The following is a 15,996-nucleotide window of genomic DNA, read 5'->3' as shown; positions in this document are numbered from 1 at the left end:
GGCGACGACCCGGAACGGCACCGCCGCGCCGGCGAGCCGCTCGGTGAGCCGGCCGATCAGCGCGCTGTCCGGCCCGACCAGCACGGCGGCCCGGCGGTCCGCCGGTTCGGTCTCCTCCGCCGGCTGCCAGCCGAGCGGGTGGACCAGCTCGCGCGGGTTGACGCCGGTGCCCGAGTCGGCGGACGGCGCGCCGTCCAGCACGCCGTAGCGCAGCCCGGCCAGCCGGCCGGCCAGGACGCCGTCCGGATCGGTGATCTCGACGTCGACCGTGAGGTCCCCGGTCTGCCGCACGGTGATCGTGGCCCGCGCGGGCGGGGTGTCGCCGAGCGAGACCCGCTGGATGTGCGCGGGCATGCGCAGGATCGGCGGCCCGGTGAACACGACCGACGCGGTCGACAGGGCCGCGTCGAGCACCGACGCCCAGGTGTTGCGCAGGGTCCCGGGTTCGGGCTCGGCCTGCACGGTGGCCACGAGCGTGCCCTCACCGCGGTGGATCTCTTCGACGACCCACGGGAAGCCCATGGCGGCGACGCCGAGCGACGCCAGCCGGTCGATGACGAACCCGGCCGGAAGCCGTTCCCCGGCCTCGGCGGGTGCGTCGGCGGACGCGGCGGTGCGCGGCTCGATGGTGGCCGTGGTGTGGGTGGCCCAGCCGCTGTCGGCACCGCCGGCGCTGTCCTCCCCGGACGCGCCTGTGCGGGTCAGCCTGCTGGACAGCCGGATCGCCCCGTCCTGCAGCACCACCTGCAGGTCACGCGGGCTGGTGACGCTCACCGGGACGCGCAGGGACACCTCGGCCAGGTCCGACCACGGGCCGACGGAGGCCGCCGCCGTGGCGAAGGTGTTCAGCAGGACGGCCGCGGGGATGATCTCCACGTTCCGCACCGGGTGGCTGCCGGGGTAGGGCCGCGAATCGCGGTCGAGCCGGGTCGCCCAGACGTGCGCGGGGGTGGTGCCGCGCACGACGGTCCGCCCGCCGAGCAGCGTGTGACCGGCGACGTCGTGGTGCTCGGCCACCGACGTCGGCGCCTCGGGTTCCTCGGCCCAGTGGGGCTTGTGCTGCCACGCGTACGTCGGCAGGTCGGCGACGCCGCCGCCGGGCCACAGGGCCCGCCAGTCGACCTCCGCGCCGTTCCCGTAGAGCTGGCCGAGGTTGGTCAGCATCGTTTCGCGTTCCGGCTTGGCCCGCCGCAGGGTGTGGGTGACGAACCCGTCGGTGATGCCGAGCCCGTCGAACGTCTCGTTGATCGAGTGCTCGACCACCGGGTGCGGCGACACCTCGAGGAACAGGCGGTAGCCGTCCTGCAGCGCGGCGGTCAGCGCCTGGACGAACCGCACCTGGTTGCGCAGGTTGCCGGCCCAGTACGCGCCGTCGCGCGTGGTCTCCGCGCGCGGGTCGGTCAGCGCGGTGCTGTAGAGCGGGAGCCCGGCCGGCCGGGGCTCGAGGTCGCCCACGGCCGCGGCCAGCTCGTCGAGCAGCGGGTCCATGTGCGCGCTGTGGAAGGCGACGTCCGAGTCGACCAGCCGGCCGCCGGTGCCCTCCGCCCGCAGCTGGTCGGCGAACTCCTGGATCGCCGTGACGTCACCGGAAACGACGGTCGACGTCGTCGCCGCGGCGACCGCGACCGCGAGGTCGGTGCGCCCGGCGAGCCGGGTTTCGGCGTCCTCCGGCGGCAGCGCCACCATGACCATGCCGCCCTGGCCCGCGACCCGGCGCAGCAGCACCGAGCGGCGGCAGGCCAGCCGGGCGCCGTCCTCCAGCGAGAACACGCCGGCGGTGACCGCGGCGGCGATCTCGCCGACCGAGTGCCCGATCACCGCGGCCGGGCGCAGGCCCCGCGCGCGCCAGGTCTCGGCCAGGGCCACCTGCATCGCGAAGATCATCGGCTGGATCACGTCGACCGGCTGCCGCGCGTCGGACCGCACGGTGGCCCGCGGGGACACGCCCAGCTCGGCCACGAAGATCGGCTCCAGCCGGTCGAACACCCCGGTGAAGACGGGATCGGTGTCCAGCAGCTCCCGGCCCATCCCGATCCACTGCGAGCCGTGGCCGGAGAAGACCCAGACGACACCGGCGGCCGCGGCCGGGCCGGCGACCGAGTCCGGGCCCGAGACGGCGACCTCGCCGAGCCGGTTGACCAGGTCGGTGCGGTCCGCGGCGAACACCGTGGCCCGGTGCGGCAGGTGCGGGCGGCGCACGGCGAGCGTGTGCCCGACGTCGGTCAGGTCGACGTCGCGGTGCCCGGTCAGCCAGCCGACGAGCCGGCCCGCGTTCTTCCGCAGCGCTTCGGGACTGGCGCCGGACACCGGGAACAGGGCGGGCCCGCAGTCCTCTGTGGACGGCTGGGCCGCTTCGGTCTCCGCCTCTTCCAGGATGACGTGCGCGATCGTGCCGCCGTAGCCGTACCCGGACACCCCGGCCCGGCGCGGTCCGGCCGACTCCGGGAACGGGGTCTTGCCGGTCACCACGCGCAGGCGCGCTTCTTCCCAGGGGATGGCCGGGTTGGGCTCGGTGCAGTTCAGGCTGGGCGGGATCTCGGCGTGCTGCAGGGCCAGCACGGCCTTGATGACGCCGGCGACGCCGGCCCCCGCCTCCAGGTGGCCGATGTTGGGCTTGACCGAGCCGATCAGGCAGGGCTCGTCGACCGGACGGCCCTTGCCGAACACCGACGCCATCGCCGCGGCTTCCAGCGGGTCGCCCGCGCGGGTCCCGGTGCCGTGCGCCTCGACGTAGCCGACGGTCGCCGGGTCGATCCCCGCGGCCTCGTACGCGCGGCGCATCAGGTGCGCCTGCGCGTCGCCGCTCGGGGCCATGATGCCGTTCGTCCGGCCGTCCTGGTGCACGGCGCTGCCGCGCAGCACCGCGAGCACGTGGTCACCGTCGCGCTCGGCGTCGGAAAGCCGCTTGAGCACGACGATTCCACCGCCCTCGCCGCGGCCGTACCCGTCGGCGGCGGCGTCGAACGACTTGCAGCGCCCGTCGGGGGAGGTGGCCCCGGCCGCGTCCAGGACGAGCGAGAGGCCGGGCGCGGCCATGATCAGCACGCCGCCGGCCAGCGCCACCGGGCACTCCCCGGCGCGCAGGGCCTGGGCCGCGAGGTGGATCGACACCAGCGAAGACGAGCACGCCGTGTCCACCACGGCACTCGGCCCGCGCAGGTCCAGCGCGTAGGAGACCCGGTTGGCCACCGCGCAGAACGAGCTGCCGATGCCGGTCCACGCCTCGATCCGCGGCAGGTCCTCCAGGAGCCGGCGGCCGTAGTCGTCGGCGCCGACGCCCATGAAGACACCGGTGTCGGTGCCGGCGAGTGAGCGCGGCGGGATGCCCGCGTGCTCCAGTGCTTCCCAGGCCAGTTCCAGCACGATCCGCTGCTGCGGGTCCATCAGCGCGGCTTCACGCGGGGTCAGGTCGAAGAAGTCCGCGTCGAAACCCTTGATGTCGTCCAGGAAGGCGCCGGACTTGGTGACGTCGCGCAGAGCGGCCGCGTGCCCGCCGCTCTGCCGCGCGTACCACGCCCAGCGCTCTTCCGGGACCTCGCCGATCGCGTCCCGGCCGTCGCGGAGCAGGCGCCAGAACTTCTCCGGAGAGTCGACGCCGCCGGCGAAGCGGCAGGCCATCCCGACGATGGCGATCGGCTCCGGGGTGTCCCGGGTCTGCTCGAGCCGCTCGGTCATCGACCCACCTGGCCTGGCGCGTCCTTGTGGGCGACGACGAGCGCGTGGCTGAAGCCCATGTCCTGGTGCAGGTCGACGCGGGAGAAGCCGGCGTCGAGGGCGGCGCGCTCCATGTCACCGGGGGTGTAGGTCATGCCCTCGCCGGAGGCGAGCGTGAGGAAGTAGGGCGAGACCAGCCCGGCGGCCATCGACCCGGTGCCCTCCTCGTTGCTGACCCAGTTGTAGACCAGGCACGTCCCGCCCTCGGGCAGCGCGTCGTAGCACCGGCGCAGCAGCGCGGTGTTGCGCTCCAGGGACCAGATTTCGAAGATGTGGAACACGAAGATCGCGTCCGCGCCCTCGGGGTAGCGGTCGTGGAGGATGTCGCCCGGGTGGAAGTGCACGCGCTTGCGGACGCCCGGGTCCTCGATCCGGTCGGCGGCCAGGCGCGTCACGCTCTCCTGGTCCATCACCGTCACCTCGAGCTCGGGGTAGCGCTTGGCCAGCTCCACGGAGTTGGCGCCGTCGCCGCCGGCGATGTCGATGGCGTGGCGGATGTGGGAGAAGTCGTACTTCTCGAGGATCTGCTCGAACGCCCGCCGCGAGGCGTCGCCCATGTTGTCGTAGAACACCTTCTGCAGATCCGGGGTCGCGGTGAGGCGCTCGTAGAGCGTGTCGCCCGGGCCCTCGAGCCGGCGCAGGCCGACGTTCGTGTTCTGCCGCAGGGCTTCCGCGAAGTCGACCATCGTGGCGTTGATGATCTTCGCCTGGATGTCGACGAGCGGGCCGAGGAACCGCTCGCCCTCGCGCAGGAGCTTGCGCTCGACCATCGTGCTGTTGACGTACTTGTCGCCGCTCTTCTCGAGCAGCAGCAACGAGGCGAGCCCGAGCAGGAGGATCCGCGCCGGCTGCCGCTCGATGCCGAGTGCCGCCGCCGTCTCGTCCACGTCCAGGCCGCCCGCGGCGTCGAGCTTCTCGAACAGCTCGAACTCCAGCGCGGTGCGCAGCAACTCGAACGCGGTGGTGCCGTGGACCAGGATCCGCAAGTAGTCGGCTTCAGAGATCGTGACCTTGCGACTGTCCGCCATGATTCCTCCGCTGGGTTCACCGAAGTCGCATCCGGATGCGACACACCTGCCGTCCATCGTGTACCGCCCGCACGCACCCGCTCGCCTCCTTTCATGCGATCCCCTGACGGGAAGCGCTTTGGGCAAGGCGGAAAACGGGCCCGGCGATGAACCGGAAAACGACGAGTGGCCCCACCGAACGGTGGGGCCACTCGTCGTCGTGCGGTGGTGCCGGGATCAGACCGCGGGGCTCGACACCTGGTCGCCCTGCTCGCCCGCGGGTACCTCTTCCGGCGGCGGCGCCTCGCCGCCGCCCTGGCCGCCCAGCGGCGCGATCGCCCGCAGCGTGGCGTACGTCAGCACGGCCAGTGCGACGAACGCGACCGCGCAGACCGTCGCCGCCAGCGAGACCGACGAGTTGAACGCGTCCCGGGCGGTGGTCAGCAGGGTGTTCGCCAGGTCGCCGGGAACCTTCGCGGACGCGACGAACGCGCCCGCGATGCTCTCGTGCGCCTGGCCGGCCACGTCCGCCGGGACGTTCGCCGGCACGGTGACCTTGGACTGGTACACGGCCGCGGCGAGGCTGCCGAGCGTCGCGATGCCCAGTGCCACACCGAGCTCGCCGCCGGTGGAGGCCAGCGAGGCCGCCGAGCCCGCCCGCTCCGGCGGTGACGCCCGCATCACCAGCTGGCTGATCAGCGGGCCGGCCGGGCTCACCCCGAAGAACACGATGCTCAGCCCGACGATCAGGGTGCCGACCCCGCCGACGCTGAGCTGCGTGAGCACCACCATGCCGATGGCGGCGATGATCGTGCCACCGATCAGGATGAAGGCCGGCCGGATCTTCGCCGACAGGTTCGTCACGATCTGGATGCCGATGACCAGCGCGAACGACGGCACCAGCATCCACAACCCGGCCGCCAGCGGGGACAGGCTGTCGACCAGCTGCATGTGCTGGGTGAGCAGGAAGGCCGAGCCGCCCTGGACCGACGAGACCAGCAGGCTCAGGATCAGCGCGCCGCTCACCGCGGGGATCGCGAACAGCCGGATGTCCAGCAGCGGGCTGGCGAGCCCGCGCTGGCGCAGGACGAACACGACGCCGAAGACCACGCCGGCGACCACCGCGACGACCGGCCAGACGCCGAAGCCGGACCGGGCCAGCTCCTTCAGGCCGTAGATGAACGGCAGGATCGCCGCCAGCGACAGCGCGACGCTGAAGAGGTCCACGCGTCCCGCGTGCGGGTTCTTGGATTCCGGCAGCAGCCCCGGACCGGCCACCAGCAGCAGGATCATGACCGGCACGCCGATCAGGAACACCGAGCCCCACCAGAAGGAGTTGAGCAGGGCACCACCGATCACCGGGCCCAGCGCCAGACCGGCCATCATGGATGTGGACCACACCCCGATCGCCGCCATCATCTGCTTGGGGTTCGGGAACATGTTCATGATCAGTGCCAGTGTCGATGGCATGATCGTCGCACCCGCGACGCCCATCAGAGCCCGGGCGATGATGAGCATCTCGGTGTTCTGCGAGTAGGCCGCGACGATGGACAGGACGCCGAACGCCGCGGCACCGATGAGCAGCAACCGGCGCCTGCCGATCCGGTCACCCAGTGTCCCCATGGTGACGAGGAAGCCCGCGATCAGGAAGCCGTAGATGTCCGTGATCCACAGCTGTTCCATCCCGCTCGCGTGGAGGTCCTCGCTCAGCTTGGGTACGGCCAGGTACAGCACACCATTGTCGAGCATCGTCAACATGGTGGGCAGCGCGAGCACCGCAAGCCCGATCCATTCCCGCCGCCCAGCCAACGGCGGAGCCTGTGCGCCAGTCACGTTTCTTGTCCTCTCGTCAACGACCACTGCGTGGGGTTCAGTGCTCTGCCGGATGCCCGCTTCGGATGCCGCTTGTGCGACGGAGCGCGTCCATTCTCGTGGAGACCTCCGATTCGCACCATCTTCTGGAATGCGCAGTTCGCCCGATCGGAATGATCGGGGTGCGCTGCTTCGAAGACGGTCGCGGCGGCCGGCACGCCGGCATTCGCGACGGCGTCCGCGTCGTGCGGGCGCCGGTCACCGTGTCCTCCTGTCAGAGGGCGTTTCCTGCACGTCACCCGACCATCCCGCCGCGGCGGAACGGCCGCATCTCCGGCGTTGCGAGAACGCAGCAGCCGCGGAGAGGTGCCGGCGCGCGGCCGGACGCTAGTGTCCGACGCGGGACGTTGGCTTCGTGCTGGAACCGCACGGCGGTCCGAACGGGGGAGACACGGATGCGGATACTGTTCACGTCGGTGGCCCTGTGCGGGCATTTCTACCCGCTCGTCCCGCTGGCGTGGACGTTCCGCGGGCTCGGCCACGAGGTGCTGGTGGCGGTCGCGGACGACTTCGTCGCCGAGGTGCTGCGCGCCGGGCTCCCGTCCGTCTCATGTGGACCCGCGGCGGACTTCGCCGGGTTCGCGGCCGAGGGTGCGACGGAGGCACTGGCGGCGCGGCGGTACGGCAACGGACTGGTGTTCGGCCGCAACGCGGCACGCAACCTGCCCGGCCTGCTGTCCATCGTGGAGTCGTGGCGGCCGGACCTGGTGCTCAGCGAGCGGGCGGAGGCGGCCGGTCCGGTGGCCGCCTCGGTGTCCGGGGTGCCCTCGGTCGAGCTGCAGTGGGGCATTCCGCTGCTGGGTGAGTACCGCGCCGCGGCGGAGGACGAGCTCGGGCCGCACCTCGCCCGGCTCGGCGTGCCCGCGGTGCCGCGGCCGGCCACGGTGCTCAACCCGTGGCCTCCCAGCATGCGTCAGGCACACGCCGTCACCCAGCGCAGGATGCGCAACGTGCCCTACGACGGCCAGGCCCGGGTGCCCGGTTGGGTGTGGCAGCCGAGGAGCCGGCCGCGGGTCTGCCTCACGCTGGGCACCGTGCTGCCCCGCCTCGGCCTCGACGGGATGTCGGAGATCGTCATCCCGATGTTGCACGCGCTCGCCCGGCTCGACGTGGAGGTGGTGGTGGCGGTCGAGGACGCGGTTGCCGCCGGCTGGCCCCCGTTGCCGGCCGTGGCCACCCACGTCGGCAGGATGCCGCTGTCGCACGTGCTCCGCGCCTGCGATGTCGCTGTCCACCACGGTGGCCAGGGCACCGCGTTGACGGCACTCGGTGCGGGAAAGCCGCAGCTGGTGCTGCCGGTGTTCGACGACCAGCTGGACAACGCCGCGGCGGTGGTGGCGGCGGGCGCCGGCCTGAGCCTGCCACCGGGTGAGGTCGACCCGGGCACGGTGGCCGACCGGTGCGCGGAACTGCTCGGAGCGCAGGCGTTCCGGCAGGCCGCCGCCGGAATCGCCGCCGAAATCGAAACCCAGCCGTCCCTGGTCGACGTGGCCGGCGACCTGACGGCACTCGCCGAGGCCGCCCGCAGGCCGAACGCCGCTTGAGCGGCCGCCGGAATAGGTTTGTTTTCCTTCGGAACGGCATCCTCGAAGGTGTGGCGGTGCCGGTTTCCCATTACCCTCTGAGCGAACGCGATCAGTGCGATATTCGATGCGAAAGGACGCGGGGTCTTGGGAGACGTTGTTGTCGATATCACGGTGTCCTTGGACGGTTTCATCGCCACGCCGGATGATGATGTGACGCGCCTTCACCGGTGGGCGCTCGCGGACGAGAGCTCCGAGGACGGGTACACCGACGAGGCACGGGAACTCTTCAAGGCCGACGAGTTCGGCGCGGTCGTCGCCGGTCGGCGCACGTTCGACCTGTCGAAGGGATGGGATGGAAATCCGCCGATCCCGGCTCCTTACGTCATCCTTTCGCACGACGTTCCGGAAAAGGTCAAGACCGGCGAGTGGTCGAGGTTCGTGTTCGTTTCCGAGGGCATCGAAGCCGCGATGGCCAAGGCGCAGGAGATCGCCGACGGCCGCGCGGTGGCGGTGATGGGTGGCGCCGACGTCATCCAGCAGAGTCTCAAGGCGGGTTTGGTCGACGTCGTGTCGTTGCACGTCGTGCCGGTCCTGCTCGGCTCGGGAATCCGGTTGTTCGACCACCTCGACGGCCAGCAGGAGCTCGAGCTCGTCAGCACGTCGAAGGGTCCTGAGACCTTCCGGATGCACTACCGGGTCGAGAAGCAGCCGTAGCCGGCGGGTGGCGGCGCCTCAGGCGTTCTCGGTGACGAGCCGGGCCAGCCGCCGCACGCCCTCCGCGATCTGCTCCGCTTCGAGGTAGCTGCAGGACAGCCGGATCGCGCGGTGGCCGCCGTCGGAGTAGAAGAAGCTCATCGGGGTCCACAGGACCCCGAACTGCTCCGCCGAGAGTTCGAGCAGCTTCTCGTCGGCCGGGAACGGCACGTCCACGACCGCGAAGAAACCGCCGCTCGGCACGTTCCACCGGATGCCCCGCGCGTCGCGGTCCGGCTGCGGGAAGTGCGTCTCCAGCGCGGAAAGCAGGGTGCGCAGGTTGTTCCGGTAGAACGCGACCTTGTCCCGGTTGGCGGTGCGCAGGCTGCAGCCCGACTCGACGAGCACGCCGCCGATGACGGCCTGCGAGATCGGCGAGGTGTTCACGGTCAGCATGCTCTTGATAGCCGACATCTCGTCGGCGAGCAGGGTGCGCCTGCCCTCCTCGTCGACCACGGTCTGGTCGGCGACGAGGAAGCCCACCCGGGCGCCGGGGAAGCACGACTTCGCGAACGAGCCGAGGTAGATCACACGGCCCTCGGTGTCCAGCGACTTCAGCGTCGGGCGCGGCTCGTCGTCCAGGCCGAACAGGCCGTACGGGTCGTCCTCGAGCAGCAGCAGGTCCTGCTCGGCCGCGACCTCGAGCAGCCGGTGACGGGTCGCCAGTGGCAGCGAAACACCCGACGGGTTCGAGAAGTTCGGCACGACGTAGAGCGCGCGCGGCCGCTTGCCCGCCGCCCGGACCCGCCGCGCGACCTCGGCGACGGTCTCCGGGTCGACCCCGCCGGGGGCCTCGGGCACGGGCACCGCCTCCACCCCGAGGATCCGGGCCGCGCCGGTCAGCCCGACGTAGCAGGGCTCGACGGTGAGGACGACGTCGTCCGGACCCGGGCACAGCGCGCGCAGGGTGATGACCATGGCCTCCTGGCAGCCCGCGGTGACCATCACCGCGTCCGCCGGCACGGTGATGCCCTCGTCGACCTCGAGCATCCGGGCGATGAGCTCGCCGAGCTGGCCGTTGGTGCGCCCGTACTGCAGCAGCAGCCCGCGAACCTGCTCCTCGCCCAGCCCGCGGCTCCGCAGGTGGTCCACATAGGACTGCTGGTACCGGCCGACGTCGCCGGCCGAGTAGAACCCGTCGTAGGGCCGGCCCGCGGCCAGCGAGATCGCGCCGGGGTAGCGGCCGGCGACCTCGTTGAGGAAGTTCATCGACGTCGCCACCGGGTCGGAGACCGAGACGTGCAGGTCGGCGCGGGACAGCTCAAGCATGGTTCTCCGATCCGGTGGCGGCCAGCGTGGTCAGCTCGACGAGGCGGCTGCCGACGTCGAAGACGGGCAGATCGCAGGCGGCGGTGACGAACGGCAGGACGGTCGTGAAGTGCGTGCAGGCGAGGACGACGGCGTCGAGCCCGAGCCGTTCGGCGAGGCGCAGCGTGGTCGGCAGGTGCGAGGCGGCGAAGGCCGCTTCGGGATCACCGGCCTCGATCCCGCGCACCAGCGCGGGATCCGACACGCCGAGCATCCGGTGGCCGGGAGCGGTCCGCCACGCGGTGCGCTCGACCCCGAGGACGGCCTGCGCGTTCCCGGTGACGACCAGCGACGAGCCCAGCTTCGGCAGCAGCTCGCGGTACACGGTGACCGGCGAGATCACCGGCAGGGCCGCGTCGTCGTGGTCGACGACCGCGGACAGCGAGTTGCAGAACAGCATCGCGAGGTCGGTGCCGCCGTCACGCAGCTCGGCCAGGCACCGGTGGAACGCGGCCGCCAGGCCGGCGGGATCCTGGTACTGCAACGCGTCCTGCTCGTCCGGCGACACCGCCATGGCGTGCGGCCGCGCGGGCAGCCCCGCTCCCCGCAGCAGCTCGGCACCGAGCCCGGAGTCGTACGGCGTCCCGGCGATGACGGCCACCGCGGGACTTCCGCCATTCACCAGCATCGCGTCTCCGTCCGCGTGAGCGTTCTCGCTCCCGATGCTCCCAAGTGCGGCGGGCGGCGCCGTCTCCTCGTGTGCGGTCAGTCCGGCGCGATCACCTTGCCGGGGTTGAGGATCCCGGCCGGGTCGAGCGCGGTCTTGAGCGCCCGGTGCACCCTCAGGCCGACCGGGCCGAGCTCGCGGGCCAGCCAGTCCCGCTTGAGCAGGCCGACGCCGTGCTCGCCGGTGCAGGTGCCACCGAGGTCCAGGCCCAGCCGCATGATCTCGTCGAACACCAGCCGCCCACGCTCCACACTGGACGGATCGGCGCGGTCCACCACGATGACCGGGTGGAGGTTGCCGTCACCGGCGTGCCCGACCACGCCGACGAGGACGCCGTGGCGCGCGGCGATCTCCTCGACGCCGGTCACGAGGTCGACGATCCGCGACCGCGGCACCGCGACGTCGTCCACGACGAGACCGCCGCGCCCCTCCGGGAACGCCTGCACCGCAAGCTGTTCCATCGCCGGGTGGGCGAGCCGGCGGGCGGCGGTCAGCGCCTCGGCCTCGACCGCGTCGCCGGCGACGTACAGCTCGCTCGCGCCGGCCGTCCGGCAGCACCCGGCGATCCGGTCGAGGTCGGCGCCGGCGCGATCGCCGGTGTCGGTGGCGATCAGCAGCATCGCCGCGGCCTCGGTGTCCAAGCCCATCGGCCGGTACGCCTCGATCGCCCGAAGGTGCGTGCGGTCGAGCAGCTCCAGCATGCTCGGCACGTGGCCGGCGGCGGTCACCGAGGACACGGCCTGCCCGGCGGCCGCCACCGTCGGGTACACCGCCACCAGGGTCCGGGTCTCCGGGGGCGCGGGCCGGAGCCGGACGGTGATCTCGGTGATGATCCCGAGGGTGCCCTCCGCGCCGACGAACAGCCGCGTCAGGTCGTAGCCGGCGACGCCCTTCACCGTCCGCCGGCCGCAGCGCAGGATCTCGCCGTCGGCGAGCACGACCTCCATGCCCAGCACGTACTCGCCGGTGACGCCGTACTTGACGCAGCACATCCCGCCCGCGTCGGTCGAGACGTTGCCGCCGATCGTCGAGGTCTCCCAGGAGCCCGGGTCCGGCGGGTAGGCGAGGCCCTCCTTGGCGGCGGCCCGGCGCAGCTCGGCGTTGACCACGCCCGGCTGCACGACGGCGATCCGCTCCGCCGGGTCGAGCTCGAGGATCCGGTTCAACCCGGTCAGCGACACGACCAGGGCGCCGTCGACCGCGTTGGCCGCGCCGGCGAGCCCGGTCCGCGCCCCCTGGGGGACGACGGGCACCCCGTGCGCGGCGGCCACCCGGACGGCGGCGGCGACCTCCGCGGTGTCCCGCGGGCGCACCACGGCGAGCGGGGTGCCAGCATCGCAGAGGTCGGCCTCGTCACGGCGGTGGGTGGCGAGCAGGTCCGGGTCGGTGAGCACCCGGTCGGCGGGCAGTACCGCCCGCAGGTCGTCGACTGGTGATCCCATGGGTCAACGCTAACGAACGACGTCGGCGCGCCTCCACCTCTCGACGCAACTCCGCACTCCGCGGGGAACGTGCCGCCGGGAACAGCGACGGCCGGGTGCGCGGAACGCACCCGGCCGTGTCGCAGAAGTCCCCGGTGCGCAAGGGGGCGTCGCGCATCTCGGTGCCGTCCGCCGTGCTCGCGCGGGGTGTTACTGCTTCCTGGCGCAGAGAATCAGGTAGCTCACGTCCTCCGGGCCCAGGTGGAACCCGTTCTGCATCCCCTGCCGGATGTCGGCGGTCAGCTCCGCGCCGAACTCCTCGCTGAGGCGGCCGCTCATCTCGTCGTGGTGCTCGAGGTAACGCCTGCCGCTGTTCACGTAGACGCGGCGGCCGCACTGGACCTGCTCTTCGACCACGAAACCCGCGGTCTCGAACTCCTGCACCCAGGCCTCGGCCGTCATGGGCTCGCGGGCCTGGGGGAACGGCTTCTTCGCCTGGGAGGCCGTCGACGTCTTGATCATTTCGGAGAAAGCGACGCACCCGCCGGGCCGGAGGACGCGGTGGAACTCCAGCAGCGCCTTCCCGAGGTCGAAGGCGTTGAAGAGCGACTCGATCGCGACGATGGCGTCGAAGTGGTTCTCCGGGTGGGTCAGGCCGTGGTAGTCGCCGACCTCGAACCGCACCAGGTCGGACACGCCGCTCTCGTCGGCCCGCGCCTGGGCGCGAGCGGCTTCGACCGGGCTGATCGTGATGCCGGTGACCCGGGCGCCGTACTCGCCCGCGATGTGGATCGCCGGTGCGCCGAGGCCGCACCCGGCGTCGAGCAGGTGCTCGCCGCGACGCAGGCCGAGGGTGTCGACGATCTTGCGGGTGAGGCGCTGGGAGGCCTCTTCCAGCGTGGCTTCGTCGCGGTCGTCGTACCAGTAGCCCAGGTGCTGATAGCCGGAGTAGTACTTGTCGGCCATCGGGCTCGAGCCGTCGTAGAACTCGGCGACCTCGGGCGGTGTCCAGCTCAATTCGCTCACGGAATTCTCCCGTCAGGCATGGGGGTCAGGCCACAGCATTTCAGCGCGCGGTGGATGCCGCGTCTTCTTCGGTGCTCGCCAGTCGGCAATCGGAAAGACGTGCGTGCGTGCGCCGGATGTCAACGTCAGTGGGAGTGTCGTAGGTCGACGTCGGTGGCAGCGCCTGGAGGTTGGATGATGACAGCGCGAGCGCAGGTATCCGAAAACATGACCGTTGATTATGTCGAGTTCTATGTTGCGGACATCGAGACAAGCACCAAGTGGCTTGTGGACGGTTACGGCTGCGCGGTGCGTGCGACCTCCGGGGACGCGCCGGGGCAGGTCCGGTCCGTCGTGGTCGGGCAGGGGGGCGTCGACCTGGTGCTGACCGAGCCGGTCGAGCAGGATCACCCGGTGGCCGCGTACGTCGAGCGGCACGGTGACGGGGTCGCCAACATCGGCCTGCGGGTGCCGGACGCCGCCGGCGCGTTCGAACGGGCGGTGCGCGGTGGTGCGCGCCCGGTCGCGGCGCCCGCCGAGCGGAACGGCGTGGTGACCGCGTCGATCATCGGTTTCGGCGACGTGACGCACACGTTCGTGCAGCGTCCCGCCGGCTCGGCCGCGTACGAGTCGCACGAGCTGGTCGCGGCACCCGGGCCAGGCGACGGCACCGGCACCGGACTGCTCACCGTCGACCACTTCGCGGTCGTCGTCGAGGCCGGCCAGATCGACGACACCGTCAAGTTCTACCAGCAGGCCCTCGACTTCGATCTCACGCTCGCCGAGCGCATCGTCACCGGGGACCAGGCCATGTTCATCAAGGTCGTGCAGAGCAAGTCACGGGCGGTCACGCTGACCCTGATCGAGGCCGACGCCTCGATGGAGGCCGGTCAGGTGGACGGCTTCCGGAAGGACCACGGCGGCCCGGGCGTGCAGCACATGGCGCTGCGCACCGACGACATCCTCGCCACGGTGGGGCAGCTCGGGGAGCGCGGCATCGAGCTCCTGTCCACTCCGGACGCCTACTACACCCGGCTGGCCGAGCGCTTGCAGCCGGACCGGCACACCGTCGAAGAGCTCCGCGCGCGGAACATCCTGCTCGACGAGGACCACGACGGCCAGCTCTACCAGATCTTCGCGAAGTCGGTGCACCCGCGGAACACGATCTTCCTGGAGATCATCGAGCGGGCGGGCGCGAGCACGTTCGGCAGTTCGAACATCAAGTCGTTGTACGAGGCGGTCGAGACCCAGCGGCACCGTGACGGCAATTGAGCCGGAAACGCCGGCGGGATAGGGATGGGGACCACGGAAATGGAATCATTCGTCATCTCCGAGCGGTTCGCCGGGCAGGTCGCGCGGACACCGGATTCGATCGCGGTGTCCGCCGGCGCGACCGCGCTGACCTACCGCGAGCTGGACGAGCGGGCCAACCGGCTCGCGCACCGGCTCATCGGGCTCGGCGTCCGCCAGGACGACCGGGTGGCGGTGCTGCTGGAGCGGTCGATCGACCTGGTGGTGGCGATCCTCGCGACCGTCAAGGCCGGCGGCGTCTACGTGCCGGTGCACGAGGACTACCCGGCCGACCGCCGGCAGTGGGTCGTCGACCACGCGGACGTGACGGTGCTGCTGGCCGACACGGCGATGCGCGGGGGTGGCCTGCCGGCCGGCGTGCCGGTTCTGGTCGTCGACGACGACCCGGCCACCGCCGAGCAGCCGGCCACCGACCCTTCGGTGCCGATCCACCCGGACCAGCTCGCCTACGTGATCCACACCTCCGGCTCCACCGGCCACCCCAAGGGCGTCGCGGTGACGCAGCGGGACGTGGTGCGGCTGATCTTCAACACCCAGTGGACGGTGGAGCGGCACGCGCGGGTGCTGATGGTGGCGCCGTACGCGTTCAACGTGTCCACCTACGAGATCTGGATGCCCCTGCTGCACGGCGGCCGGATCGTCATCGCACCGCCCGGGCGCCTGGAGCCCGCCACGCTGCGCGAGCTGATCGCGGGCGAGCGGATCACCGGGATCCACCTGACGGCCGGCCTGTTCCGGGTGCTCGCCGAGGAGTCGCTGGACACGTTCACCGGCCTGTCCGAGATCCTCACCGGCGGTGACGTGATCGCACCCGGCGCGGTGCGCCGGGTGCTCGACGCCTGCCCGGACATCGTGATCCGGGCGATGTACGGCGTCACGGAGTGTTCGCTGTTCTCCGCGCACAACCCGCTGGACGCGTCGTTCCGGCCCGGCACGCTGGTGCCGCTCGGGGACGCGTTCAACGACGTCACGATCCACCTCCTCGACGACCGGCTCACCCCGGTGCCCAACGGCGTCGAGGGGGAGATCTACATCGCCGGCCGGGGCGTCTCGCGCGGCTACTTCGGCCGCACGGACCTGACGGCGGAGGTGTTCGTCGCGGACCCGTTCGGCGAGCCGGGCACCCGGATGTACCGCACCGGCGACCTGGCCCGCCGCAACGACGACGGGCTGATCGAGCTGGTCGGCCGGGCGAGCAGCCAGGTGAAGATCCTCGGTTTCCGGGTCGAGCTGGCCGAGGTGGAGGCGGCGCTGGCCGGCTACCCCGGTCTCGCGCAGGTCGTCGTCGTGGTGCGCGAGCTCGAGTCGGGGGAGAAGCGGCTGGTCGGCTACGTCGTGCCGGAGTCAGGCGATGTCGACCTGGGGGCCCTGCGCGCGCACGTCAGGGAGTTGCTGCCCGACTACATGATCCC

Annotated in this window: 11 protein-coding genes; 4 read left to right on the top strand and 7 right to left on the bottom strand. The window is 71.8% G+C overall.

Features of this window, described 5'->3' with window-relative positions; all coding sequences use genetic code 11:
- From ACGFMK_RS46505 to ACGFMK_RS46495, 3 genes are all read right to left on the bottom strand, one after another.
- Positions 1-3,675 (bottom strand): type I polyketide synthase (locus ACGFMK_RS46505; protein ID WP_392777683.1); only part of this gene is annotated, 3,675 nt, incomplete at its 3' end.
- Positions 3,672-4,742 (bottom strand): methyltransferase, encoded by a 1,071-nt coding sequence (locus tag ACGFMK_RS46500; RefSeq protein WP_392777681.1) that lies wholly within the window; start codon positions 4,740-4,742, stop codon positions 3,672-3,674. The genes ACGFMK_RS46505 and ACGFMK_RS46500, both read right to left, overlap by 4 nt.
- Before the next feature lie 216 nt (positions 4,743-4,958).
- A complete protein-coding gene (locus ACGFMK_RS46495) occupies positions 4,959-6,470 on the bottom strand; it encodes an MFS transporter (protein WP_392777678.1) in 1,512 nt (503 codons plus the stop codon).
- A 518-nt stretch (positions 6,471-6,988) separates the two neighbouring features.
- Here ACGFMK_RS46495 and ACGFMK_RS46490 point away from each other — a divergent pair.
- Together ACGFMK_RS46490 and ACGFMK_RS46485 are read left to right on the top strand one after the other, a co-directional pair.
- Positions 6,989-8,137 (top strand): nucleotide disphospho-sugar-binding domain-containing protein, encoded by a 1,149-nt coding sequence (locus ACGFMK_RS46490; protein WP_392777675.1) that lies wholly within the window; start codon positions 6,989-6,991, stop codon positions 8,135-8,137.
- Between the two features lie 126 nt (positions 8,138-8,263).
- Entirely contained in the window at positions 8,264-8,833 is a 570-nt protein-coding gene (locus ACGFMK_RS46485) for a dihydrofolate reductase family protein (RefSeq protein WP_392777673.1), read from the top strand.
- 18 nt (positions 8,834-8,851) lie between these two features.
- On the opposite strand, the gene ACGFMK_RS46480 is transcribed toward ACGFMK_RS46485, so the two are convergent.
- The 4 genes from ACGFMK_RS46480 to ACGFMK_RS46465 form a co-directional block, all read right to left on the bottom strand.
- Positions 8,852-10,141: a PLP-dependent aminotransferase family protein gene (locus ACGFMK_RS46480; protein ID WP_392777671.1), complete on the bottom strand. Its 1,290-nt coding sequence runs from the start codon at positions 10,139-10,141 to the stop codon at positions 8,852-8,854.
- Positions 10,134-10,808, bottom strand: a complete 675-nt coding sequence (locus ACGFMK_RS46475) for a glutamate racemase (protein ID WP_392777668.1) — start codon at positions 10,806-10,808, stop codon at positions 10,134-10,136. Before ACGFMK_RS46475 ends, ACGFMK_RS46480 begins: the two co-directional genes overlap by 8 nt.
- Positions 10,809-10,885: 77 nt before the next feature.
- Complete coding sequence (locus ACGFMK_RS46470) at positions 10,886-12,289, bottom strand: FAD-binding oxidoreductase (protein ID WP_392777665.1); 1,404 nt, start codon at positions 12,287-12,289, stop codon at positions 10,886-10,888.
- A 189-nt stretch (positions 12,290-12,478) separates the two neighbouring features.
- Positions 12,479-13,294, bottom strand: coding sequence for an SAM-dependent methyltransferase (locus tag ACGFMK_RS46465; RefSeq protein WP_392777662.1), 816 nt, complete (start codon positions 13,292-13,294; stop codon positions 12,479-12,481).
- Between the two features lie 207 nt (positions 13,295-13,501).
- Here ACGFMK_RS46465 and hppD point away from each other — a divergent pair, with 207 nt between their 5' ends.
- Together hppD and ACGFMK_RS46455 are read left to right on the top strand one after the other, a co-directional pair.
- A complete protein-coding gene (gene hppD, locus ACGFMK_RS46460; protein WP_392777660.1) occupies positions 13,502-14,545 on the top strand; it encodes a 4-hydroxyphenylpyruvate dioxygenase in 1,044 nt (347 codons plus the stop codon).
- A gap of 39 nt (positions 14,546-14,584) precedes the next feature.
- On the top strand, positions 14,585-15,996 hold a 1,412-nt coding region (locus ACGFMK_RS46455), incomplete at its 3' end, for an amino acid adenylation domain-containing protein (RefSeq protein ID WP_392777657.1).

Origin of the sequence: Amycolatopsis sp. NPDC049252 (assembly GCF_043197175.1) — a bacterium.
Lineage (GTDB): Bacteria > Actinomycetota > Actinomycetes > Mycobacteriales > Pseudonocardiaceae > Amycolatopsis.
The sequence above is the reverse complement of the archived record's forward strand: the minus strand, read 5'-3'. Positions and strand labels throughout refer to the sequence as shown.

Coding starts and splice junctions, on each gene's coding strand:
- ACGFMK_RS46475 (WP_392777668.1), bottom strand. CDS start 10,808: ATGCTGGTGAATGGCGGAAGTCCCGCGGTGGCCGTCATCGCCGGGACG.
- ACGFMK_RS46480 (WP_392777671.1), bottom strand. CDS start 10,141: ATGCTTGAGCTGTCCCGCGCCGACCTGCACGTCTCGGTCTCCGACCCG.
- ACGFMK_RS46490 (WP_392777675.1), top strand. CDS start 6,989: ATGCGGATACTGTTCACGTCGGTGGCCCTGTGCGGGCATTTCTACCCG.
- ACGFMK_RS46470 (WP_392777665.1), bottom strand. CDS start 12,289: ATGGGATCACCAGTCGACGACCTGCGGGCGGTACTGCCCGCCGACCGG.
- hppD (WP_392777660.1), top strand. CDS start 13,502: ATGACCGTTGATTATGTCGAGTTCTATGTTGCGGACATCGAGACAAGC.
- ACGFMK_RS46495 (WP_392777678.1), bottom strand. CDS start 6,470: ATGCTCGACAATGGTGTGCTGTACCTGGCCGTACCCAAGCTGAGCGAG.
- ACGFMK_RS46500 (WP_392777681.1), bottom strand. CDS start 4,742: ATGGCGGACAGTCGCAAGGTCACGATCTCTGAAGCCGACTACTTGCGG.